The organism is Ideonella sp. P3_A4 (assembly GCF_056403075.1).
In genome coordinates this window covers 1-20,662 of the sequence record NZ_JBFUGE010000056.1, presented here as the reverse complement: position 1 = coordinate 20,662, position 20,662 = coordinate 1, and the positions used below count along the sequence as shown (strand labels likewise).

Genomic DNA, 20,662 nt, shown 5'->3' with positions numbered 1-20,662 from the left:
GCGCGCCGTTGGTGGACGGCAGCCGGTCCACCACTTCGATCGAGACGCCGGGCAGCAGCGGGTTCAGCTGCTCCCACAGCGGCTGGATGCCCCAGGTGCCATGGTGGCCGCCATGCTCGGCGCCGGCCGACTGGCCGGGAAGGGGGTGGGCGCTGGGCGTGTCCATGCTCGATATCAGCTGCGGCGGGCAGAACCCGAGGCGGCGCGTTTGGTCAGCAGCAGGGTACCGCGGCAGGTGTCGGCACCGCAGCGGCACTCGAAACGTTTTTTCAGCGCCGGCGTCAGGCGTTCGTCGATCGACAGACGATAGTCGTAGAACAACTCTTCGCCTGGCTCGATCGGGCGCAAGGCCTTGATGTAGACGCGGCCTTCGGTCTCGTCGGCTTCGCAGTTAGGCTCGCAAGCGTGGTTGATCCAGCGCGCGGCGTTACCGCCGTACAACGCGTCGATGACCTGCTTGCCATCGTCGAGCTGGAAGTAGAAGGTGTGGTCGGGCTGGCTGGGGTCGTGCGGGTGGCGGTCCAGCGCCTCGTCCCAGCTGATGACCTCGCCGACGTATTCGATCAGCGTCTCGCCCGGCTCGATCGGCTGCAGCGCGAACACGCCCTTGCCGTGCACGCCGCTGCGGCGCACCTGGATGCGCCGGCCGTCGGCCTTCTTGCGGCTCGTGGCGCGTGGGGTGTTGGCAGGACGGGCTTGCTTGACCGGCTTCATTGGGTACATTGAATCTGTGGGCGCGTGCGCACACGTGTGTACAGGCATGTACGTGCGTGCGTGCGCGAGAAGGCAAATTGTAGGCACGGGCCAAGCGGTCTCGTGCCAGACCGGCAAAGTAAATGAGCAAATCACTGATCATCGCGGAGAAACCCAGCGTCGCCCAGGACATCGTCCGGGCGCTGACGCCTGTGGCCGGCAAGTTCGAGAAGGCGGCCGATCACTTCGAGAACGATCGCTACATCGTCACCTCGGCCGTCGGCCACCTGGTCGAGATCAAGGCGCCGGAGGAGTACGACGTCAAGCGTGGCAAGTGGAGCTTTGCCCACCTGCCCGTGGTGCCGCCGCACTTCGACCTGGCGCCGATCGACAAGGCCAAGAGCCGGCTGTCGGCGGTGGTCAAACTGGTCAAGCGCAAGGACGTGACCGACCTGATCAACGCCTGTGACGCGGGGCGCGAAGGTGAGCTGATCTTCCGGCTGATCGTCCAGTTCGCTGGCGGCGCCAAGCAGGCGATCGACAAGCCGGTGCAGCGACTGTGGCTGCAGAGCATGACGCCGCAGGCGATCCGCGACGGCTTTGCCGCGCTGCGCACCGACGAGCAGATGCTGGGCCTGGCCGATGCGGCGCGCAGCCGGTCCGAGGCCGACTGGCTGGTCGGCATCAACGGCACGCGGGCGATGACCGCGTTCAACTCACGCGATGGCGGCTTCTTCCTGACGACAGTCGGCCGCGTGCAGACGCCGACGCTGTCGATCGTCGTCGAGCGCGAAGAAAAGATCCGCAAGCACGTCCCGCGCGACTACTGGGAAATCAAGGCTGGCTTCGGCGCCGCGGCCGGCGACTACGAGGCCAAGTGGTTCGACCCGAAGTACAAGAAGGACGACCCGGCCGGTGGCGGGGCCCTGGCCGACGTGCCGGTCTCGGACCGCCGCGCCGACCGCCTGTGGAACGAAGCCGAGGCCAAGGCCATTGCCGACGCGGTGCGCGGCCAGCCCGGCACGGTGACCGAAGAGGCCAAGCCCAGCACCCAGGCCAGCCCGGGCCTGTATGACCTGACCACCTTGCAGCGCGAGGCCAACGGCCGCTTCGGCTACTCGGCCAAGACCACACTGAGTCTGGCCCAGGCGTTGTACGAAAAGCACAAGGTGCTGACCTACCCTCGGACGGACTCGCGCCACCTCCCCGAAGACTATCTGGCGGTCGTCAAGGACACCTTCAAGATGATCGCCGAGGAGGACCTGCCCGGCCCGCTGCAGGCACTGGCCGAGCACGCTCGCAAAGGCATCAAGGAAGGCTATGTGAAGCCGACCAAGCGTGTCTTCGACAACGCCAAGGTCTCGGACCACTTCGCCATCATCCCGACGCTGCAGGCACCCAAGTCGCTGAGCGAGGCCGAAGCCAAGCTGTACGACATGGTGGTCAAGCGGTTCCTGGCGGTGTTCTTCCCGTCGGCCGAGTACATGGTCACGACCCGCATCACCAAGGTCGGCGAGCACAGCTTCCAGACCAACGGCAAGGTGCTGGTCAACCCCGGTTGGCTGGCCGTCTACGGCAAGGAAGCGCAGGACGAAGACGCGAACCTGGTGCCGGTGCAGCCGAACGAAACGGTGAGCAACGAAGGCATCAACATCGTTGCACTCGCCACGCGGCCACCGGCGCGCTACACCGAAGCAACGCTGCTCTCAGCAATGGAAGGCGCCGGCAAGCTGATCGACGACGACGAGTTGCGCGAGGCGATGGCCGAAAAGGGCCTGGGCACACCAGCCACGCGGGCCCAGGTGATCGAAGGCCTGATCCTCGAGAAGTACATGCTGCGCGAAGGCCGCGAGCTGATCCCGACCGCCAAGGCCTTCCAGCTGATGACGCTGCTGCGCGGCCTGGGGGTGGAGGACCTGACCAAGCCCGAGCTGACCGGCAACTGGGAATACCAGCTGGCCGAGATCGAGCACGGCCGGCTGTCACGCGGTGCGTTCATGAAGGACATCGCGAAGATGGCCGAACGCATCGTCAAGAAAGCCAAGGAATACGACCGCGACACGATCCCCGGCGACTACGCGACGCTGAAGGCACCTTGCCCGAACTGCGGCGGCGTCGTCAAAGAGAACTACCGCCGCTTCACTTGCGAAGCCTGCGACTTCAGCATCACCAAGATCCCCGGCAGCCGCAGTTTCGAACTGGCCGAGGTCGAGCGCTTCCTGGTCGACAAGAAGATTGGCCCGCTCGAAGGCTTCCGTTCCAAGGCCGGCTGGCCGTTCACGGCCGAGCTGAGGCTCGTCTTCGACGACGAGATCAAGAACTGGAAGCTCGAGTTCGATTTCGGCGAAGACGACAAGGCCAAGGACGATGGCGAGCCCGTCGATTTCTCCGACCAGCAAAGCCTGGGCCCTTGCCCGAAGTGCCAAGGCCACGTCTACGAGCACGGCAGCAACTACGTCTGCGAGCACTCAGTGGGCGCGCATGTGACCTGCGACTTCAAGACCGGCAAGATCATCCTGACCCAGCCGGTTTCGCACGAGCAGGTCCACAAGCTGCTGGCCACCGGCAAGACCGACCTGTTGGAGAACTTCGTCTCCAACAAGACCAAGCGCAAGTTCAAGGCTTTCCTGGCCTACGACAAGAAGGAAGGCAAGGTCAGCTTCGAGTTCGAACCGCGGGCGGCGAAGGTGCCGGCGAAGAAGGCGGCGGCCAAGAAGGCCGCGGCCTGAGAAAGCAAGACGGGCGCCTCGGCGCCCGTCTTGTGCGCTGATCGCGAGGCCGTTACTGCTTGTTCAGCAGGAAGACTGCCGTCTGGGCGTTGTCCGCCGTATCCAGCTGCAGGCCCAACCGCGGCACGCCGTTCGCATAGCTCGTCGGCATCAAGACCCCGGCCAACGGGCCGGTGAAGTGGCAACCATCGCCGCTCGTCGTGGCCTCGGCTTCATAGACGCCTGTGCTTCGGTACTGCGCCAGCGTGCCCTCGAAGTGACAACCGGCGGCGGTGATGGACCAGTGGCCGTCTGCACCCAGCGCGAAGCCGGTGACCGATTGCTGTGGCGTCGCGATGCCGACCGTGCGCACGATGCCGCTGTAGTTGCCGGCCAGCGAGGCCAGCGGAATGGCGTCGTTGTAGAGCGTGTGGGTGTCGTCGCTGCCCCAGGTCTTCTGCCGCGTCGCGGTCGCACTGAAACTGCCCATCGAGCCTGTGATCGACACGTCCAGCGTGCTCGGATTGAAGGTCCGGCCGAACACGCCGGCTTGCTCCTGTGTGCCGGTTTGCAGAACGTCGTCGATGAAGTTGGCCCAGGCGATCCGCTCGCGTGAGTGGGTGGAGTTGTTCGTGCTCAGCGGCCCGTGGGGATGGCCGGCCAGCATGCCTCCGCCATTGACGAAATGCATGCCGTAGAAGCGGCCGTCGTCGAGCATCGTGTAGACACCGGTGAACTGGCCGTAGTCGACATCGAAGATGCCCGCGGTGCCGATCGGCGGTGGGGGCGGCGGCGTGCCGCCGGAATCACCGCCGCCTCCGCAGGCGGACAGCGCGGCAAACAGAGAAGCAAGCGAGATCAGGCGGGCAGCGTGCATGGGCAGTCACAGGTGAAGTGATCGAAGGTGGACAAAGCATCGCGGGCGGGTGCCCCGGATGCGCGCTGCCCGTGACGAGCCGTGAGAAACAAGGGACGGACAGGATGGCCACCGGGGCCGGATTCCGGGAGACTGGCCACCGCCGTTCTTGCCACCCCGCCCCGATGCCCCGTCTTTCGCTGCGCTCCTCACCCCGTCTTGCCTACTGCGCCGCCTGGGCGTTAGCGGGCACCTACAACTTCTGCCGCGACGTGTTCTTCGGCCCGGTCTGGCCGCTGCTGGTCTACAACGTTTGCTTCTTCACGCTCTGGGCATTGATCGGGTTGCCGGCCGTGCGCCTGATCCGGCGGGTGCCTGTGACCAGGGATTTGCGCAGCTGGATCGTGCATGTCGTGGCGGGATCTGCCTTCGCGCTGGTGGATGTTGTGCTCGGCGAATGGATCGCCACACGAATCCTCGGGAACGCCCCGGGGATGTCGTTCTGGCAGGTCGCGGCGGATGCGTTCCGCGGCTGCTTCCATCTGGCGCTGATGACCTACGCCGGTCTCGTCGCGGTTGTCCAAGGGCGTGACGCGATGCGCCTGGCGCGCCGGCGCGAGCTCGAGGTGACCGAACTCGAGGCAGAGAACCTGCGTGCGCGGCTCACGCAGCTGAAGGAGCAGCTGCAGCCGCACTTCCTGTTCAACACCTTGCATGGGATCGGCTCGCTGATGCACTACGACGTGGCCACCGCGGAGCGCATGCTGAACCGGCTTGGCGATCTGCTGCGCATGACGCTCAAGGATGGCGGCGAGACGATCGTCCCCTTGCGTCAGGAGCTGGCGTTTGTCGCGGCCTATCTGGAGATCGAGCAGATCCGCTTCGAACATCGGCTCGAGGTCGTGTGGGCCGTGCCCGACAAGCTGCAGGACGTGCTGCTGCCGTCGCTGCTGCTGCAGCCGCTGGTGGAAAACGCCATTCAGCACGGCATCGCGCCGCGCGCCGCGGGCGGCCGCATCGTGATCCGAGCTCGCAGCGAGTTCGGTGCGCTGGTGCTCGAAGTGGAAGACGATGCCCCCACCGGCCTGCCGCCGCGCAAGGGCTTCGGCGTGGGGCTGGCCAATGTCCGGCGCCGGCTCGAGCTGCTGTACGGTGAAGAGGGGCGGCTTGAGTTGCTGCGCGAAGACAAAGGCACGATCGCCCGCTTGCGCGTGCCGAGCCAGGCCAACACGGCGTTCGAATCGCAGGGCGATGAACGCGCCTTGCCGGCAGGCCTGCAGGTCGCAGGGGGCATCGCATGACGCTCGCCCCGCCACCGCTTCGAGTACTGGTCGTCGACGACGAAACCTCCGCGCGACGGCGCCTGCTGGCGCTGCTTGCCGAAGAGCCGGGCGTGCAGGTCGTCGGCGAATCGGCCAATGGGTTGGCGGCCTGCGAGGACATCGCACGCCTCGCACCCGACCTGGTCTTCCTGGACGTCGAGATGCCGGAGCGCAACGGCCTCGCGGTGGTCGAGGCGATCGGTGTCGAGCACATGCCGGCCACGGTCTTCGTCACGGCCTACGGGCACTACGCGGTCGAGGCGTTTGACGTGAACGCGGTGGACTATCTGCTCAAGCCCTTCGATGCGGCGCGCTTCGCGCGAGCGATGGCGAAAGTGCGGGCTGCCGTGGCGGCCGCTGCGGTGGGCGGCGTGGACGCTGCGCGGGCTGAAGGGTTACGCGGCTTGCTGAGTGCCACACAGGCACAGCCGACCCTGGCGCGCCCCGAGCGCTTGTGGGTGCGTAACGGCGATGCTCGCGAACCGGTGCGGGTGGCCGACCTGGTGCATGTGGCGGCCGAAGGCAACTACGTGCGCCTGCACACCGCCACCGGCAACCATCTGATGCGCGACACACTGAGCGGCCTGCTCGAGCGCCTGGACCCGGCGCGCTTTCGCCGCATCCACCGTTCGCACGTGGTCAACGTGGACCACGTGCGCAAGCTGCTGCCCTGGTTTGGCGGCGACCGCCTGGTGATGATGTCGGACGGCAGCCGGCTGACGCTCAGCCGCAGCTTCAGCAGCGCATTCGAAGAGATCGGGCGATGACAGCGGGCGGCAACTGCCGCCCAGCCCTCAATCCGCCAGCGGCCCTTCGCTGCCCGTCAGCAGCGGGATGCTGCCGTCCGAGCCGGCGCCGAGCAGCCCGGCGCGGGTGTAGATGCCCAGCTTGGCGCGCGTGTCGCTGATGTCGAGGTTGCGCATCGTCAGCTGACCGATGCGGTCGGCCGGCGTGAACGGCGCGTCCTCGACCTTTTCCATCGACAGCCGCTCGGGCGCATAGGTCAGGTTGGGACTGACGGTGTCCATGATCGAGTAGTCGTTGCCGCGGCGCAGTTCCAGCGTCACCTCGCCGGTGATCGCGCGGGCGACCCAGCGTTGCGCGGTTTCACGCAGCATCAGGCACTGCGGGTCGAACCAGCGGCCCTGGTACAGCAGGCGGCCGAGGCGGCGGCCGTTGATGCGGTACTGCTCGATCGTGTCTTCGTTGTGGATGCCGGTCACCAGGCGCTCGTAGGCGATGTGCAGCAGCGCCATGCCCGGGGCTTCGTAGATGCCGCGGCTCTTGGCCTCGATGATGCGGTTCTCGATCTGGTCGCACATGCCCAGGCCGTGCCGGCCGCCGATGCGGTTGGCTTCTTCGAACAGCGCGACAGAGTCGCTGAAGGTGCGGCCGTTCAGCGCGACCGGCACGCCTTCTTCGAAGCGCACGCTGACAGTCTCGGCCTTGATCGCCACGTCGTCGCGCCAGAAGGCCACGCCCATGATCGGATTGACGATGTGCAGGCCCTTGTTCAGGAACTCCAGGTCCTTGGCCTCGTGCGTGGCGCCCAGCATGTTGGAGTCGGTCGAGTAGGCCTTCTCGACGCTCATCTTGTAGTCGAATCCGTTGGCGATGAGGTACTCGCTCATCTCCTTGCGGCCGCCCAGTTCGTCGATGAAGGTCTGGTCGAGCCAGGGCTTGTAGATGCGCAGCGCCGGGTTGGCCAGCAGGCCGTAGCGGTAGAAACGCTCGATGTCGTTGCCCTTGAAGGTCGAGCCGTCGCCCCACAGGTTGACGCCGTCTTCGCGCATCGCGACGACCAGCGCAGTGCCGGTCACGGCGCGGCCGAGCGGGGTGGTGTTGAAGTAGGTCGCGCCGCCGGTCGAGATGTGGAAGGCACCGCACTGCAGGGCGGCAATGCCCTCGGCGACCAGCAGTTTGCGGCAGTCGACCAGGCGGGCGATTTCGGCGCCGTAGGCTTTGGCCTTGCGCGGGATCTCGTCGTAATCCGACTCGTCGGGCTGGCCGAGGTTGGCGGTGTAGGCGCAGGGGATGGCGCCCTTGGCGCGCATCCAGTGCACGGCGGCACTGGTGTCCAGGCCGCCTGAAAAGGCGATGCCGACGCGTTCGCCGGCGGGAAGCTTTTGCAAGATCGTGGCGGCCACTGGGTTCTCCGGGTTAACCCGTCGATTCTAGGGTGGCCGGTGGGTGTTCCAGGCGCGCGCAGCGCCGCCGCCCATCAAGTGGCGTGCGCGGATCTGGCTTCGCCAGTCCGCTGCACGAGCCCTCCCGGGGGCAGGCCCCGGAAGGGGCCGTGGGGACTCAGAATCTGTAGCTGAAGCCCAGGCCGCCGTGGTCGCCGTCGACCTCGCCGCCCACCAGGTGGCTGCTCTTGTAGTTTTCGTTGACGTAGCGCAGGAACACGCTCATGTGCTCGCCGAACAGGTACTCACCCTGCAGCACGAAGCCGATGCTCGACTTCATGTTGAAGTCATCGAAGTTGTTGCTGGCGTCGCCGGACGTTTCGAAGCGCGAGTTGAAGGCCTTGCGCAGGCCGCCGCCCAGGCGGATGTGCTCGTTGGCGTTCCAGAAGCCCAGCACCTCCAGCGGCACGCGCGAGAAGCTCAGCGAGGCGTTCTTCGCGTCGACGCGGTCGAAGTGGTAGCCGATCGTGGTCTGGATCGCGAAGTGGCCGTTCGGGTCGCGGTACTCGACGCCACCGAAGATGTGGGTCAGGCCGCCGCTGGAGATCTTCTGGTTGGGGCGGTCGCCCTCGAATTCGACTTCGACCAGCGTCTTGCCGCCACCGGTCAGTTCGACGCCGACCACCGGTCGGAAGCCTTCAGCGGCGAAAGCGGGGGCGGTGGCGGCCAGCGCCAGCGTGGCTGCGGTCAGAACAGTCTTGATTTGCATGGTTTCTCCCTCTCAGGATCGCTGCGGCCTGAGTGGCCGCGTGGGTGCATGAAAAAGCGCGCTCGCCACAACGGTGAGCGCGCTGGGCGCGATCCTAGCGGTCGGGTGTGTCAGTTTTTCGGGTAGTTGCGCATTGACAACGAGGCGGCACTAGTCGCTGCACAAATTGCCCGGTGCCGACTCCAGCAACTTCACCAAAACGTGCAGCGCCCGGTTGACCGGCGTCGGCACGCCCAGCGCCTGGCCACGCCGGACGACGAAACCGTTCAGGTGGTCGATTTCGCTCGGCTTGCCACGCATCAGGTCTTGCGCGGTCGACGAGAACTGGCCGGGCATCGTCGCAGCAATGCGCTGCACCGCCGGCCACGGGTCGGCCAGGGCCACACCGCTGGCCTCGGCCACGGCGACGCACTCGGCGACGATGTCGCGCATCAGTGGCTGCACACCGTCACCCTGCACCAGCTGGCCGTAAGGCAGGCGGCTGATCGCCGACAGCGCGTTGTAGGCGCAGTTCAGCACCAGCTTGCTCCACAGCGCGGCGTCCACATCCGGCGCCAATTCAACGGGCACGCCGGCCTGCGCGAACAGGGCCTGCACCGCCTCCGGTGACGGTTGGTCGCCGTGCGCCGCCCAGCGCGCCAGCACCAGCTCGCCGCGGCCGTGGTGGCGCACATGGTCCGGCGCGATCATCTCGGCCGCGACGTAGACGACAGCCGCCGCGACCTGGTTCGACGGGCCGAGCCGCGCCGCCAGCCGGGCCGCGTTGTCGACGCCGTTCTGCAAGCTCAGCACCACCGTATCCGGCGGCAGATGCGGCGCCATCTGGGTGCCGGCGCTCTCGGTGTCGCCGGACTTGACGCAACACAGCACCAGCGCGCAGTTGGCCAGCGCGGCGGCGTCGGCGCTGGCCTGGACCGGGAAGCGCTCGTCGAAGCCCTGCGCCTGCACCCGCAGGCCCTCGTCCTGCAACTTGGCCACCTGCGCCGGCCGACCGATGAAGACCACCGGCACGCCGGCGCGCGCCAGCATCGCCCCGTAGTAGCCGCCCACTGCCCCGGTGCCCATCACGCCGATTTTCATGGGGACGACCATACCGCAAGCCGTCGCAGCAGGCCGGCTGCGGGCACTACGAACAGGGCGCGGCCCGATTGCCGGCATCATCCGGGCTGCCCATGCCTATCGCCCTTGCCACGCAACCGACACGCGGCCTGAGCCGAACGACCACAGGTCGCCGCGGCCGGGGCACCTGAGCATGTCGTCGGCGATCGGCTACAAGCTGCTGGCGATCATGCTGATCGTCGGCTTCGGCTACCTCGTCGGCCGCCTGCGCTGGCTGGGCTCTGCCGAGGCCGAGCCGGCGCGGGTGCTGTCCAACGCCGCGTTCTTCATGTTCGCGCCGGCGCTGTTCTTCCGCACCACGGCCCGACTGGATCCGGCCGCGCTGCCCTGGCCGATGATCGCGGCCTTCTTCGTGCCGGTGGTGGCGCTGATGTTGGTGCACTACGCGGCCCAGCGCTGGCGCCGGGCCGAACGTGGGTTGCCGGCCGCAGCGCCCGCGGTGCGCGCGATCACCGTGGCCTTTGGCAACTCGCTGCAGATCGGCATCCCGATCGCTGCCGGTGTCTTTGGCGAAACCGGCCTGGGACTGCATCTGGCGCTGGTCAGCGTGCATGCGCTGGTGCTGCTCTTGGTGGCCACGACGCTGGTCGAACTCGACTTGGCGCGTGAACAGTCGCGTGGCTCCACACGCGTCGGCGGCCTGGGCTCGGTGCTGTTGACCACGCTGCGCAACACGGTGGTCCATCCGGTCGTGCTGCCCGTGTTGGCGGGCGCAGCCTGGCAGGCCACCGGTGTGCCGCTGCCGGGGCCGGTCGACGAGGTGCTGCAACTGCTGGGCAGCGCGGTGGTGCCACTGTGCTTGACGCTGATCGGCATGTCGCTCGCCTACCTCGGCTTCCCGCGCTCACTGGGCGGGGCGCTGGGCCTGACGCTGCTGAAGCTGGTCGTGCAGCCGGCGCTGGTCTGGGTGGTGGCCTGGGGCGTGTTCGGGCTGCGGGGCCTGCCGCTGCAGGTGGTGGTGATGCTGGCCGCGCTGCCCTCGGGTACCAACGCGCTGATGTTCGCCCAGCGCTACCGGGCGCAGGAAGCCGAAACGACGGCCGTCAACGTGATCTCGACACTGGCTTTTGTCGCCACCGCGCCGGTCTGGCTGTGGTTACTGACCGCTTTCTCATGAAACGACGGGCCGCCCCTAGTTTCTTGATCCCCTCGGGGGATGGGACAGGCGATGCCTGGACCTAGAGGCTCCAGTAACATCGGTTGACGGGTTGTCCCGCAGGACGGGGCATACCGCGCCGGGCGCCGGCGTGAAAGAATGACGCCATCGTTGGCGCCGAGGAAGTAGGCGGGCGCGGGCGGGTTCGAGGGATCCGCCCAGGATCTGGCCTGCTGTACAGAACCGTTCATGGACAGTCGACTCAACCCGCCATATCCGCTCGCTGCAGAACCTCGCTTCGATGTGTTCATCCGCCTGCCCCGCGGCATGAGCCCCGAGGAGGCGCAGCAGCGCGTCGAGCAGGCGGGGTTGACGCCGGCACAGGGGGCCAGCATCTGCGCCGCCTTGCACCAGGTGCCGGTGGTGCAGGTGCGCAAGGGCATCGACGAACAGCGGGCCCGCAAGACTGAACACCAGCTGAGCCTGGCCGGGCTGAAGGTCGAGGTCAAACGCGTGTCGACCGCGCCCAGGGCTGCGTCGAGCGCGCCGGTGATTCCTGACGCGTCGTACGAGTCGGCCGACATGACGGCGCTGGCGGTCGGCGCGCCCGCCCCATCGCCCATTGCTCCGCCGCCGGTCATGCCACCGCCGGTCATGCATTTCGCCGCCGCGGCACCTGTGGCTCCCCCGCCCAGCCCGCCGGCACCGGCCGCCGCCCCTGCACCGACGCCGCCGATGGCCGAGCGCAGGGCGTCGCCGCCGCCGCCGGAGCGCCAGCGCGTCGAAGACCCGGAAGACTTCGAGTTCAACCTGGAAGCGGGGCCGGGCGAAGACGACGACACGCTTTTTTCCCCGCCGACCACCCGACCTGCGACGCAACCGCCGTCGACCTTGCCGCCGCCGATGGGGCGCACGCCGGCGCCTGCACGTGCCGCGCCGCGCCGCTTGGCGCCGCTGCTGTGGGGCGTCGCGCTGGTGGCCGTGGGCGCAGCGGCGTTTGTGCTGGGCCGGCTGTCGCTGCCCTGGCTGGCGTCGGCCGAGACCCAGGTCAACACCACCCAGTCGATCGACAAGGTTCTGGTGGCCGTGGGCGCGCCGCCGGCGCTGGCCGAAGTTTCCGCATCCAGCGCCTCGGCGGCCTTGCTGGGGACGGCCGATGAAAGTGGCAGCGGTGCCGCGGATTCGCTGACCCAGCTGGCCAAGGCCGAGCGGGCGCAGGGCCGCGGCGTCACGCTGGAGCAGGCGGTGGCCCAGATGCAGGGCGCCAAGGTCGGGGCCGGTTTGCTGCTGCCGGGTGACCAACTGCCGGCCAAGCTGGCGCAGGCGGCGGCGTCGCCGACCTCGGCCGGCCCGTCGGCCACCGGGGCTGCGAACAACGGTGCGGCGCTGCTGCCGGCTGCGCTGCGTGCCACGCTGACCGCCGACATGGCGGTTCAGCTGGCCGAGTTCGGTCAGTCCGGGCGGGCCCGCGAAGTGCTGGGCCGCCTGCGCTCGGACGCCCTGCTCAGCGGTGACCCGGCCGTCAGCGGCAGCACCCAACGGGCCGAGGTGCTGTTGCTGGCCTGGAGCCTGCGCGAAGCCAACGGCCCGGCCATTGACCGCAACATCGCGTCGCTGCGCAGCCTGGTGCACGGCATCGAGTCGCCGGTGGCGCGGGCGGCGTTGATGGGCAGCGTCGCGACGGTGCTGGCCAAGCACGACAACATCCCGGACGCGCTGGCGCTGGCCTGCCTGGCCGACGCTGGCGAAGCGCTGAAGAGCGTCAGTGATGGCGGGCAACGTCAGGCCGCGATCGACGATTGGTTGGTCGACACCGGCGATCTGCTGCTGTCGCAGCTGGCCCGTCATGGTCGCCTGGGCCGCTGGCAGCAGGCGCAATCACTGGCCGGGCAGCTGGACACCCTGGCAGGCCAGGCGCGCAGCGGCCATGCCGTGCTGCAGCTGCAGGCGCTGCGGGCCCGGGCACAAGACCTGATGGGCCAGCCGTCCCGCGCCGAAAAGCTGCTGGCCGATGCGCTGAAAACCTGGGCCCAGAACGGCTCACCGGCGCGCCAGGCCGAAGAGCTGCGTGCGCTGGCCTCGCGCGCCGGGGACATCGCCCAGCCCGAGTTGTTCCAGGTCACCGCCCAGCTGGCCACCGCGGCCGATGCGCTGCACGGTGCCGACCGGGCCCGGGCGTTGACCAGCCTGGCCCTGATGCAGGCCGAGGCCGGCGAGGCCGAGCGCTTCGAGGCGCTGAAGGCCATGCTGCGCCAGTCGACCGAAGCAGCCCGGCCCGAGCAGGCCGGGCTGACCGCTCAGCTGCTGGTGGGGGGCGAGCTGGCCGCGGCGCGTGCCGAGCAACGCTCGGGCGCCTTCGGTCTGGCCGAAGCGCGGGTGCGCAAGGTTGCCGCCTATTTGCTCTGACGCGCGGGTGGCCACAGGGGCCATTCGCGATTCAGAGAAAATCGGATCATGACCGCGCACGACATTCCGGCCTACATGGCCCACCTGGGCGCTGCGGCGCGCGCTTCCAGCACGCGCATGGCGCGCGCCGACACGCGTGAGAAGAACGCCGCGCTGACCGAATTGGCGCGGTTGCTGCGTGACAGCGGCCCGGCGTTGGCCGACGCGAATGCGCGCGACATTGCCGCCGCTGAAGCTGCCGGCCTGGCCGCACCGATGGTCGACCGGCTGCGCCTGACCAACAAGGTGCTCGCGACCGTCGCCGAAGGCTGTGAGCAACTGGCCGCGATGTCCGACCCGATCGGCGAGATCACCGGCGTCAAGCGCAGGCCGACCGGCATCAGCGTCGGCCAGATGCGGGTGCCGCTGGGCGTGTTCGGGATGATCTACGAGAGCCGGCCGAACGTGACGATCGAGGCCGCCTCGCTGGCGATCAAGAGCGGCAACGCCTGCATCCTGCGCGGCGGCTCCGAGGCCATCCATTCGAACCTGGCGCTGTGGAAGCTGGTGCAGCAGGCGCTGGCCGCCGCCGGCCTGCCGCCTGAAGCGGTGCAACTGGTCGAGACCACCGACCGTGCGGCCGTCGGGCGCCTGATCACGATGCCCGAGTCGGTCGACGTGATCATTCCGCGCGGCGGCAAGGGCCTGATCGAGCGCATCGCCGCCGAGGCCAAGGTGCCGGTCATCAAGCACCTGGACGGCAACTGCCACACCTATGTCGACGCCGAAGTCGACCTGGACCTCGCGGTGACGGTGACCGACAACGCGAAGACGCAGAAGTACAGCCCCTGCAACGCGACCGAATCGCTGCTGGTGCATGAGCGCGCTGCGGCGGCCTTCCTGCCACGCATCGGTGCGGTCTTCGCCGCCAAGGGTGTCGAGATGCGCTGCTGCCCGGCCAGCAAGGCGCTGCTTGCTGCAGTGCCCGGCGCCAAGCTCGTCGACGCAACCGAAGCCGACTGGGACGAGGAGTACCTGGCGCCTGTCATCAGCGTCAAGCAGGTGGCATCGCTGGACGAGGCCATCGCCCACATCAACCGCCACGGCTCGCACCACACTGATGCGATCCTGACGACGAACCACCCGAATGCCATGCGCTTCCTGCGCGAGGTCGACTCGGCCAGCGTGATGGTCAACGCCAGCACCCGCTTCGCCGACGGTTTCGAATACGGGCTGGGCGCCGAGATCGGCATCTCGACCGACAAGTTCCACGCCCGCGGCCCGGTCGGGCTGGAAGGGCTGACCTCGATGAAATGGGTGGTGTTGGGCCAAGGGGAGGTGAGGCAATGATCCGACTGGCAACCGAGGCCGACGCGACCGCGATCGCGGCAATCTATGCGCCCTGCGTGCAGGGCACGCCCATCACTTTCGAGTCGGTGCCGCCTGGGCCGGCAGAGATCGCCGAGCGCATCGTCCACACGCTGCCGCGCTGGCCCTGGCTGGTCTACGAGGCCGACGGGGCGGTGGTCGGTTACGCCTATGCCGCCGCGTTCGCGCAGCGGGTTTGCTACCGCTGGTCGGTCACGACCACGGTCTATGTGCACGAGGACCATTGGCGCCGCGGCATCGGCCGTCGCTTGTACGTTGCCTTGCTGAATCTGTTGGCTCAGCAAGGCTTCCGTAGTGCCTACGCCGGCATCACGCTGCCGAACGAGAGCAGCGTCGGGCTGCACAAGTCGATGGGTTACGAGCCGGTCGGGGTCTACCGCGACGCCGGCCACAAGCTGAGCCGCTGGCACGACGTGGCCTGGTACCAACGCGCATTGCAGCCGAACGCGCCGCGGGTCGAGGAACACCCGGCCGAGCCGGTCGACGTGAAGGTGGTGCTGGCGGTGCAGGCGCCGCTGTGGGCCGACACCGAGTGGTCCATCGGTGGCGGGACTTGAGTTGACCGGCCGCCACGCATTGGTCTTGTTCTCTGGGGGGCAGGACTCCACCGTCTGCCTGGCCTGGGCCTTGAGCCGCTTCGAGCGCGTCGAAACCCTGGGCTTCGACTACGGCCAGCGCCACCGCATCGAGCTGGACTGCCGCCAGACGGTGAGGCGCGAGCTGCTGGCGCAGTTCCCGCAGTGGGCGCCGCGGCTGGGTGATGACCACCTGCTCGACCTGACGCTGCTGGGCCAGATCGGCGACAGCGCGCTGACCAGCGAGCGGGCGATCGAGATGCAGGCCAATGGCCTGCCCAACACCTTCGTGCCAGGCCGCAACCTGCTGTTCCTGACCTTCGCCGCCGCGCTGGCCTACCGGCGAGGCTTGAGCGTGCTGGTCGGCGGCATGTGCGAAACCGACTACTCCGGCTACCCCGATTGCCGCGACAACACGCTCAAGGCGATGCAAGTCGCGCTGTCGCTGGGCCTGGCCACGCCGCTGACGATCGAGACGCCACTGATGTTCCTGACCAAGGCTGAGACTTGGGCACTGGCCGACCAACTGGGCGGCGCGGCGCTGAACGAGCTGGTCGTCGAGCACACCCACACCTGCTACCTGGGTGACCGTGGCCAACGCCACGCCTGGGGCTATGGCTGCGGCGAATGCCCGGCCTGCGCGCTGCGGGCGGCCGGCCACGCGGCTTGGCGAGCAGAACACTGATGGAGTCCGGTTTCGACTGGGCCAGCTGGGGACCGTTGCTGCTGAAAGTGGGTGGCGCGGCCGTGCTGCTGTTCTGGATGGTTGGGGCCTACAACCGCCTCGTTCGGTTGCGCGGCGCCATCGGCCTGGCGTGGGCCCAGATCGATGAGCTGCTCGCTCGCCGCAGCTTCCTGCTGGAGGCGCTGACCGACGCAGTGCGCGAGCACCTGGTCGATGAAGGCATGACGCTCACGGCGCTGAGCCAGGCCGAGCAGCGCCAGCGCAGCGCGGCCGTGACCGTGCGCGCCCGCCCCTCTCACTCACCGGCGTTGGTCGCTTGGGTGCTGGCCGAAGCCGAGCTGGCCTCGCCGCTGGCGCGGCTGCAGGCGTTGCTGGAACAACACCCCGAGCTCGCCGGCAGCGAGCCGGTGCTGCCGCTACAGCGCCAGCTGGTGGAGTTGGCGCCTCGGCTGGTTTATGCGCGCCAGCTGTTCAGCGATGCGGCCGAGGCCTACAACGCGGCGCTGGAAGAAATCCCGACGCGGGCGGTCGCGCGGCTGTTCGGCATGAGGCCCGCTTCCCGGCTGTAGGCAAAACGCCACGCTTGGGCCGCAGATTCGCTGCTGAAACGGCATTTGGGTCAACAAATATCAGCCGTTTTGGGATCCAGGTGTGAACCCGATGTTTCGGCGCGGCGAATGTTGCTTAGCGTGAAGAGTTCTTCAACCCTTCGTGAACTCCCTCATGCCACATCGCCACAAGGCTTCCCGCCCCGCGATCCGGCGCACCGTCTTGGCGCTCGCCTGCGCCAGCCTTGCGACGGGCGCCTGGAGCCAGGAAGACACCAACCCGCAGAAGATCGAAGTTACCGGCAGCCGCATTAAGCGCATCGACGCTGAAGGGGCCTCGCCGGTACAGGTGCTCAAGCGCGAAGACATCCAGCGCACCGGTGCTACCACCGTGCGCGAGATGTTGGAGACGCTTTCCAGCAACAGCAGCGCCGGAAGCCTGACGGACATCGGCGGCAGCAATACTTTCTCGCCGGGGCATCCTCGGCATCGCTGCGCAACCTTGGCAAGCAAAGCACGCTGGTGTTGCTGAACTCGCGTCGTATCGCTGCATATCCGCTGGCCGACTACAGCGAAGTGTTCAGCAACATCGATACGCTGCCGCTGGATGCCATCGAGCGCATCGAAATCCTCAAGAGTGGGGCTCCGCCCTGTACGGCTCGGATGCCGTGGCGGGCGTGATCAATATCATCACGCGCTCGAACTTCAACGGCCTGCAAGCCAACGTCAACGCACAGCAATCGCTGAAGAACGGCCAGTATGCGAGCAAGGGTGCTTCGCTGACCGGTGGCTTCGGCGACCTCGCTGCCGACGGGTACAACCTGCTAGCCAACGTCGAGTTCTATAAGCGCGATGGAAGCTTCTGGCGCGATGTCTTCGACGACGCCAATCCTTACTACAACAACTATTCGGCGCGCTATGGCGCTCCGTCGACCTATGGCTATCCAGGCTGGGTCAATGGCGTCGCGCTCGATGGGTGCAAGGAAGTCGACGCGGCGGGATTCTGCCTGTATGACCGGCTGTCTCGGCTGGAAGTGACGCCGCCCACGGAGCGAACCAACCTGCTCGTGTCCGGCAAGCTGCGCCTGGGTGAGATGACCGCCTTTGGCGAAGTCCTCTATTCGCGCATCGCGGCCGCCTACAACGGTGCCTACCAGGCCTATGGCCCGTTCGTGGGAGTGCCGATTCAGTGGGGGGACCCGGACACCCAGGAAATCAAGACCTTCTACTACCACGGCCTGCCGGCCCACCACCCGCTCAATCCCTCCGACGAAGAAGTCGATTTCCGCTATCGATTCGCCGACGGGCCGGCGTACGAGCACACGACGACCAGCCAATATCGCGTGCTCGGCGGTCTCCAGGGTGCCTGGGACCAGTACGACTGGGAAATCGCGGCCGGCATGATGGGCGGCAGCACGAAAGACAGGCAGCGTGGCGCCTTCAGCGACAGCGGCTTCGTCGAAATGATCGGCGACTACTCCGGTGATGAAGCGCCCGCGGACTTCTTCAACAAGCCAAACGGTTACCGCATCGCTGGGCAAAACAGCAAGCAGGTCATCGACCGGCTGTTCCCGGTGTACGGCTACAACGGCAAGATCACGCAGACCTTCCTCGACGGCAAGGTCACGACGGATCTGGCCAAATGGGATGCGGGCACCGTGGGTCTGGCAGCTGGCTTCGACTTGCGCCACGAACGTGCGGAAATCGCTCCCTTGGAAAACTTGATGTCGGGCGACATCGTGGGTTATGGCGTCAGCGCATCGGATGCGTCGCGCAACTACGGCGCGGTATTCGCCGAAGTGAGCCTGCCCATCCTGAAGTCGCTCGAGGCACAAGTGGCCGGTCGGGTGGACCGCTTCCCGGGCTTCGACGCCCACTTTTCGCCCAAGCTCGGCCTGCGCTTCCAGCCCGTTCCCGAGTTCCTGTTGCGCGGCACTTTCGAAGGCGGATTCCGCGCCCCGAACCTGACCGAAAGCGCCAAGTCGACCAAGTACTCGTTCGAACCCAACATCAGCGACCCGCAACGCTGCCCACAGGCGAACCAGCTGCGGGAAGACTTGATCGAACAGGCTGCCGGTCTTCCTGACACCGACCCCAACAAGGCGCTGCTGCTGATCCGCGCGGATAGCGTGGTCGGCAACGAATGTGATCGCAGCGCATTCACCATCACGAGCAACAACCCGGAACTAAAGCCGGAAACTTCGCGATCATGGACCTTGGRCGTGGCGTTCCAGCCTTTGAGGCACTGGAGCGTGACGATGGACTACTGGAATATCCATCGCCGCAACGAAATCAGCCAGCGCGGTACGCAGGACCTGCTGGCAGTGGAGGACTCGCTGCCCGCCAACACCCTGACCCGATCGACCGACTTTGCGCACGATCCCACTTTCAGCCAGGCCCTGGGCGAGTTCGACAAGTACGGCGTCACCAAGGGCTCGCTGAGCTCGGTGACGAGCAGGTTCGAGAACTTGTTCCAGACCCGCACCTCGGGCGTGGACCTCTCGGTGAAGGGTGAATTCGCGACCCCGGCCGGGCCGCTGTCGCTGGACGTCGACGCGACCTACACGACCAACTACCAGCAGTGGAGCGAAGCCCTCAATGGCTACGGCGACAACCTGGCCGGTCGCTATGGTTTCCCGCGCTGGGTCCTGGGCGTCACGGGTGGATTGCGCACCGGGCCCTTCGACCAGTCGCTGCGTTTGGTCTGGAACAGCAGCACCAGGCTGCAACTGGACTACAACGACGACGTCTGGTCGCCGGCCGCTTGTGCGGACAACGAGTTCTTGCCTGGAGACTGCCGTGTCCGCGAATACGAGCGCTGGGACTACTCGCTGGCCTACTCCGGCGTGAAGAACATGGTGGTGGGCTTCAACATCCGCAACGTGTTCAATCAGCGTCCGCCGGTGGACGTGCGCGCGTTCGGCCTGGGCGGTGTCCTGCCCCCCGATCGAACCGACCCGCAGGGACGCATGTTGAAGGTCTTCCTTCAGTACAAGTTCCTGTGATGCGAACGACGGCCGCCCTCGCGGTGGCCGCACGAACGCAAAACAAAAGGCGCCCTCGGGCGCCTTTCTTCTTTCCGAATCCGAAAGCGGATTTCAGCCCTGGCAGACCACCGCCGCCGTCGCCACCAGCTCGTCGAACATCGCCACCGCYGCCTTGCCTGAGACCGCGTACGGGTCCAGCGTCGCGGTTTCCGAATACTTCAGCATCAACGCCGGGTTCAGCCGCGCCATGTTGACCTGACCCATCGCCCAGCCGGCGAAGCGACGCTCATCGATTTCCTCGTACGACAGCAGCGTCACCTCGGTGTGGCGGGTGTCGGCAATGATGCGGTTGTAGAGCCGGTTCACGGCCGCGCGGCCGCCTTCGAGCACCTGGATGAACAGCTCGCCCGAGCTGCACAGCACGCCGGTAACCCCCAGCTTGGGGTTGGTCGTGCGAGCCTGGCGCAGGATCTGCGCCAGCTCTTCCGGGTCCAGCGGCTTGGCAGCGCGGCTGGCGTACATCAGGCGGACTAACAAGGGCTACTCCTTCTTCGACAGCAGCGACAGGAACTCGCGCCGCAGGTTCGCGTCTTTCAGGAACGCACCACGCATCACGCTGTTGGTCATCGCCGAGTCGTTGTCTTTGACGCCGCGCCACTGCATGCAGAAGTGGTCGGCCTCCATCACGATGGCCAAGCCATCGGGCTTGACGCGGTCTTGCAATTCGTCGGCCAGCATGATGACCGCCTCTTCCTGGATCTGCGGCCGCGTCATGATCCAGTCGGCGATGCGGGCGTACTTGGAGAGGCCGATCAGGTTCGAGTGCTCGTTGGGCAGCACGCCGATCCAGACCCGGCCGAGGATCGGGCACATGTGGTGCGAGCAGGCGCTGCGCACGGTGATCGGGCCGACGATCATCAGCTCGTTCAGGCGCGAGATGTTCGGGAACTCGGTCACCGACGGCATCGGCTGATAGCGGCCGCGGAAGACCTCTTCGATGAACATCTTGGCCACCCGGCGCGCGGTGTTCTGGGTGTTGTGGTCGCTGTCGGTGTCGATCACCAGCGCCTTCAGCACCTCGCTCATCTTTTCCTGCACCTCGGCCTTGAGCTCGTCGAGCTCGCCTTCGCGCACGAAGGCCGAGATGTTGTCGTTCGCGTGGTAACGCCTGTCGGCGCCGATCAGCCGGTAGCGGATGCGCTCGGACGCTGGCAGCTGGGCCAGGTCGGCCTCGTGCAGGATCAGGGCCGGTGTGCGCGGCTTGTCGGAGGGGTGGTCTTGGGGCATGCGGTCGCCTTGGCCGGCTGCAGGTCGGACCGTCATTGTCGGCCAGCAAGTTCAACCTTGGTGCGACGGGTGCTTCCCGTCGGTGCGCCGATCGGCGCTGGGTAGACTCCCGCGGGG

18 protein-coding genes and 1 pseudogene are annotated in these 20,662 nt (G+C 67.2%); 12 read left to right on the top strand and 7 right to left on the bottom strand.

Going from position 1 to position 20,662, the window contains the following annotated elements; translation table 11 throughout:
• Window positions 1-174: 174 nt before the first annotated feature.
• The gene (locus tag AC1DYI_RS08565) at window positions 175-714 is read right to left on the bottom strand and encodes an SET domain-containing protein (protein ID WP_477203672.1); all 540 of its coding nucleotides are present in this window, start codon (window positions 712-714) and stop codon (window positions 175-177) included.
• 122 nt (window positions 715-836) lie between these two features.
• Between AC1DYI_RS08565 and AC1DYI_RS08560 the strand changes: the two genes are divergently transcribed.
• Window positions 837-3,422, top strand: a complete 2,586-nt coding sequence (locus tag AC1DYI_RS08560) for a DNA topoisomerase III (protein ID WP_477203671.1) — start codon at window positions 837-839, stop codon at window positions 3,420-3,422.
• A gap of 52 nt (window positions 3,423-3,474) precedes the next feature.
• Here the strand turns inward: AC1DYI_RS08560 and AC1DYI_RS08555 are convergent, their stop codons facing one another.
• A complete protein-coding gene (locus AC1DYI_RS08555; RefSeq protein WP_477203670.1) occupies window positions 3,475-4,278 on the bottom strand; it encodes a hypothetical protein in 804 nt (267 codons plus the stop codon).
• A gap of 17 nt (window positions 4,279-4,295) precedes the next feature.
• Here AC1DYI_RS08555 and AC1DYI_RS08550 point away from each other — a divergent pair, with 17 nt between their 5' ends.
• Both AC1DYI_RS08550 and AC1DYI_RS08545 read left to right on the top strand, forming a co-directional pair.
• On the top strand, window positions 4,296-5,558 hold the full coding sequence (locus AC1DYI_RS08550) for a sensor histidine kinase (RefSeq protein WP_477203669.1): 1,263 nt from the start codon (window positions 4,296-4,298) through the stop codon (window positions 5,556-5,558).
• Window positions 5,555-6,346 carry a LytR/AlgR family response regulator transcription factor gene (locus tag AC1DYI_RS08545; RefSeq protein ID WP_477203668.1) on the top strand — a complete coding sequence of 264 codons (792 nt, stop codon included), beginning with the start codon at window positions 5,555-5,557 and terminating at the stop codon, window positions 6,344-6,346. Before AC1DYI_RS08550 ends, AC1DYI_RS08545 begins: the two co-directional genes overlap by 4 nt.
• Window positions 6,347-6,373: 27 nt before the next feature.
• Here the strand turns inward: AC1DYI_RS08545 and argG are convergent, their stop codons facing one another.
• From argG to AC1DYI_RS08530, 3 genes are all read right to left on the bottom strand, one after another.
• Window positions 6,374-7,726 (bottom strand): argininosuccinate synthase, encoded by a 1,353-nt coding sequence (gene argG, locus AC1DYI_RS08540; protein ID WP_477203667.1) that lies wholly within the window; start codon window positions 7,724-7,726, stop codon window positions 6,374-6,376.
• Window positions 7,727-7,883: 157 nt separating this feature from the next.
• On the bottom strand, window positions 7,884-8,474 hold the full coding sequence (locus AC1DYI_RS08535; RefSeq protein WP_477203666.1) for an outer membrane beta-barrel protein: 591 nt from the start codon (window positions 8,472-8,474) through the stop codon (window positions 7,884-7,886).
• Window positions 8,475-8,624: 150 nt separating this feature from the next.
• Window positions 8,625-9,554, bottom strand: a complete 930-nt coding sequence (locus AC1DYI_RS08530) for a ketopantoate reductase family protein (protein ID WP_477203665.1) — start codon at window positions 9,552-9,554, stop codon at window positions 8,625-8,627.
• Between the two features lie 172 nt (window positions 9,555-9,726).
• On the opposite strand from AC1DYI_RS08530, the gene AC1DYI_RS08525 reads away from it, so the two are divergent.
• From AC1DYI_RS08525 to AC1DYI_RS08485, 9 genes and pseudogenes are all read left to right on the top strand, one after another.
• Entirely contained in the window at window positions 9,727-10,710 is a 984-nt protein-coding gene (locus AC1DYI_RS08525; RefSeq protein WP_477203664.1) for an AEC family transporter, read from the top strand.
• Window positions 10,711-10,938: 228 nt separating this feature from the next.
• Window positions 10,939-13,095 (top strand): hypothetical protein, encoded by a 2,157-nt coding sequence (locus tag AC1DYI_RS08520; protein ID WP_477203663.1) that lies wholly within the window; start codon window positions 10,939-10,941, stop codon window positions 13,093-13,095.
• 48 nt (window positions 13,096-13,143) lie between these two features.
• Window positions 13,144-14,424, top strand: coding sequence for a glutamate-5-semialdehyde dehydrogenase (locus AC1DYI_RS08515; RefSeq protein WP_477203662.1), 1,281 nt, complete (start codon window positions 13,144-13,146; stop codon window positions 14,422-14,424).
• Entirely contained in the window at window positions 14,421-15,020 is a 600-nt protein-coding gene (locus AC1DYI_RS08510; protein ID WP_477203661.1) for an arsinothricin resistance N-acetyltransferase ArsN1 family B, read from the top strand. Before AC1DYI_RS08515 ends, AC1DYI_RS08510 begins: the two co-directional genes overlap by 4 nt.
• Window position 15,021: 1 nt before the next feature.
• Window positions 15,022-15,723, top strand: coding sequence for a 7-cyano-7-deazaguanine synthase QueC (gene queC, locus AC1DYI_RS08505; RefSeq protein WP_477203660.1), 702 nt, complete (start codon window positions 15,022-15,024; stop codon window positions 15,721-15,723).
• Window positions 15,723-16,292: a LemA family protein gene (locus AC1DYI_RS08500; protein WP_477203659.1), complete on the top strand. Its 570-nt coding sequence runs from the start codon at window positions 15,723-15,725 to the stop codon at window positions 16,290-16,292. Before queC ends, AC1DYI_RS08500 begins: the two co-directional genes overlap by 1 nt.
• A gap of 154 nt (window positions 16,293-16,446) precedes the next feature.
• A complete protein-coding gene (locus AC1DYI_RS08495; RefSeq protein ID WP_477203658.1) occupies window positions 16,447-16,803 on the top strand; it encodes a hypothetical protein in 357 nt (118 codons plus the stop codon).
• A pseudogene (locus AC1DYI_RS08490) lies at window positions 16,728-16,952 on the top strand (TonB-dependent receptor plug domain-containing protein); the annotation flags it as partial. The gene AC1DYI_RS08495 and the pseudogene AC1DYI_RS08490, both read left to right, overlap by 76 nt.
• Window positions 16,949-19,276 (top strand): TonB-dependent receptor domain-containing protein, encoded by a 2,328-nt coding sequence (locus AC1DYI_RS08485; RefSeq protein WP_477203657.1) that lies wholly within the window; start codon window positions 16,949-16,951, stop codon window positions 19,274-19,276. The pseudogene AC1DYI_RS08490 and the gene AC1DYI_RS08485, both read left to right, overlap by 4 nt.
• 93 nt (window positions 19,277-19,369) lie before the next feature.
• Here AC1DYI_RS08485 and AC1DYI_RS08480 read toward each other — a convergent pair whose 3' ends face one another.
• Together AC1DYI_RS08480 and folE are read right to left on the bottom strand one after the other, a co-directional pair.
• Window positions 19,370-19,795, bottom strand: a complete 426-nt coding sequence (locus AC1DYI_RS08480; RefSeq protein ID WP_477203656.1) for a BLUF domain-containing protein — start codon at window positions 19,793-19,795, stop codon at window positions 19,370-19,372.
• Between the two features lie 3 nt (window positions 19,796-19,798).
• Window positions 19,799-20,545 (bottom strand): GTP cyclohydrolase I, encoded by a 747-nt coding sequence (gene folE / locus AC1DYI_RS08475; protein ID WP_477203655.1) that lies wholly within the window; start codon window positions 20,543-20,545, stop codon window positions 19,799-19,801.
• Between the last annotated feature and the right edge of the window lie 117 nt (window positions 20,546-20,662).

Bases quoted from the DNA above. Each gene is read 5' to 3' on its own strand.
- AC1DYI_RS08555 (WP_477203670.1), bottom strand. From the start codon at position 4,278: ATGCACGCTGCCCGCCTGATCTCGCTTGCTTCTCTGTTTGCCGCGCTG.
- AC1DYI_RS08560 (WP_477203671.1), top strand. From the start codon at position 837: ATGAGCAAATCACTGATCATCGCGGAGAAACCCAGCGTCGCCCAGGAC.
- AC1DYI_RS08525 (WP_477203664.1), top strand. From the start codon at position 9,727: ATGTCGTCGGCGATCGGCTACAAGCTGCTGGCGATCATGCTGATCGTC.
- AC1DYI_RS08510 (WP_477203661.1), top strand. From the start codon at position 14,421: ATGATCCGACTGGCAACCGAGGCCGACGCGACCGCGATCGCGGCAATC.
- AC1DYI_RS08520 (WP_477203663.1), top strand. From the start codon at position 10,939: ATGGACAGTCGACTCAACCCGCCATATCCGCTCGCTGCAGAACCTCGC.
- AC1DYI_RS08530 (WP_477203665.1), bottom strand. From the start codon at position 9,554: ATGAAAATCGGCGTGATGGGCACCGGGGCAGTGGGCGGCTACTACGGG.
- AC1DYI_RS08545 (WP_477203668.1), top strand. From the start codon at position 5,555: ATGACGCTCGCCCCGCCACCGCTTCGAGTACTGGTCGTCGACGACGAA.
- AC1DYI_RS08500 (WP_477203659.1), top strand. From the start codon at position 15,723: ATGGAGTCCGGTTTCGACTGGGCCAGCTGGGGACCGTTGCTGCTGAAA.
- AC1DYI_RS08495 (WP_477203658.1), top strand. From the start codon at position 16,447: ATGCCACATCGCCACAAGGCTTCCCGCCCCGCGATCCGGCGCACCGTC.
- AC1DYI_RS08535 (WP_477203666.1), bottom strand. From the start codon at position 8,474: ATGCAAATCAAGACTGTTCTGACCGCAGCCACGCTGGCGCTGGCCGCC.
- folE (WP_477203655.1), bottom strand. From the start codon at position 20,545: ATGCCCCAAGACCACCCCTCCGACAAGCCGCGCACACCGGCCCTGATC.
- AC1DYI_RS08565 (WP_477203672.1), bottom strand. From the start codon at position 714: ATGAAGCCGGTCAAGCAAGCCCGTCCTGCCAACACCCCACGCGCCACG.
- AC1DYI_RS08515 (WP_477203662.1), top strand. From the start codon at position 13,144: ATGACCGCGCACGACATTCCGGCCTACATGGCCCACCTGGGCGCTGCG.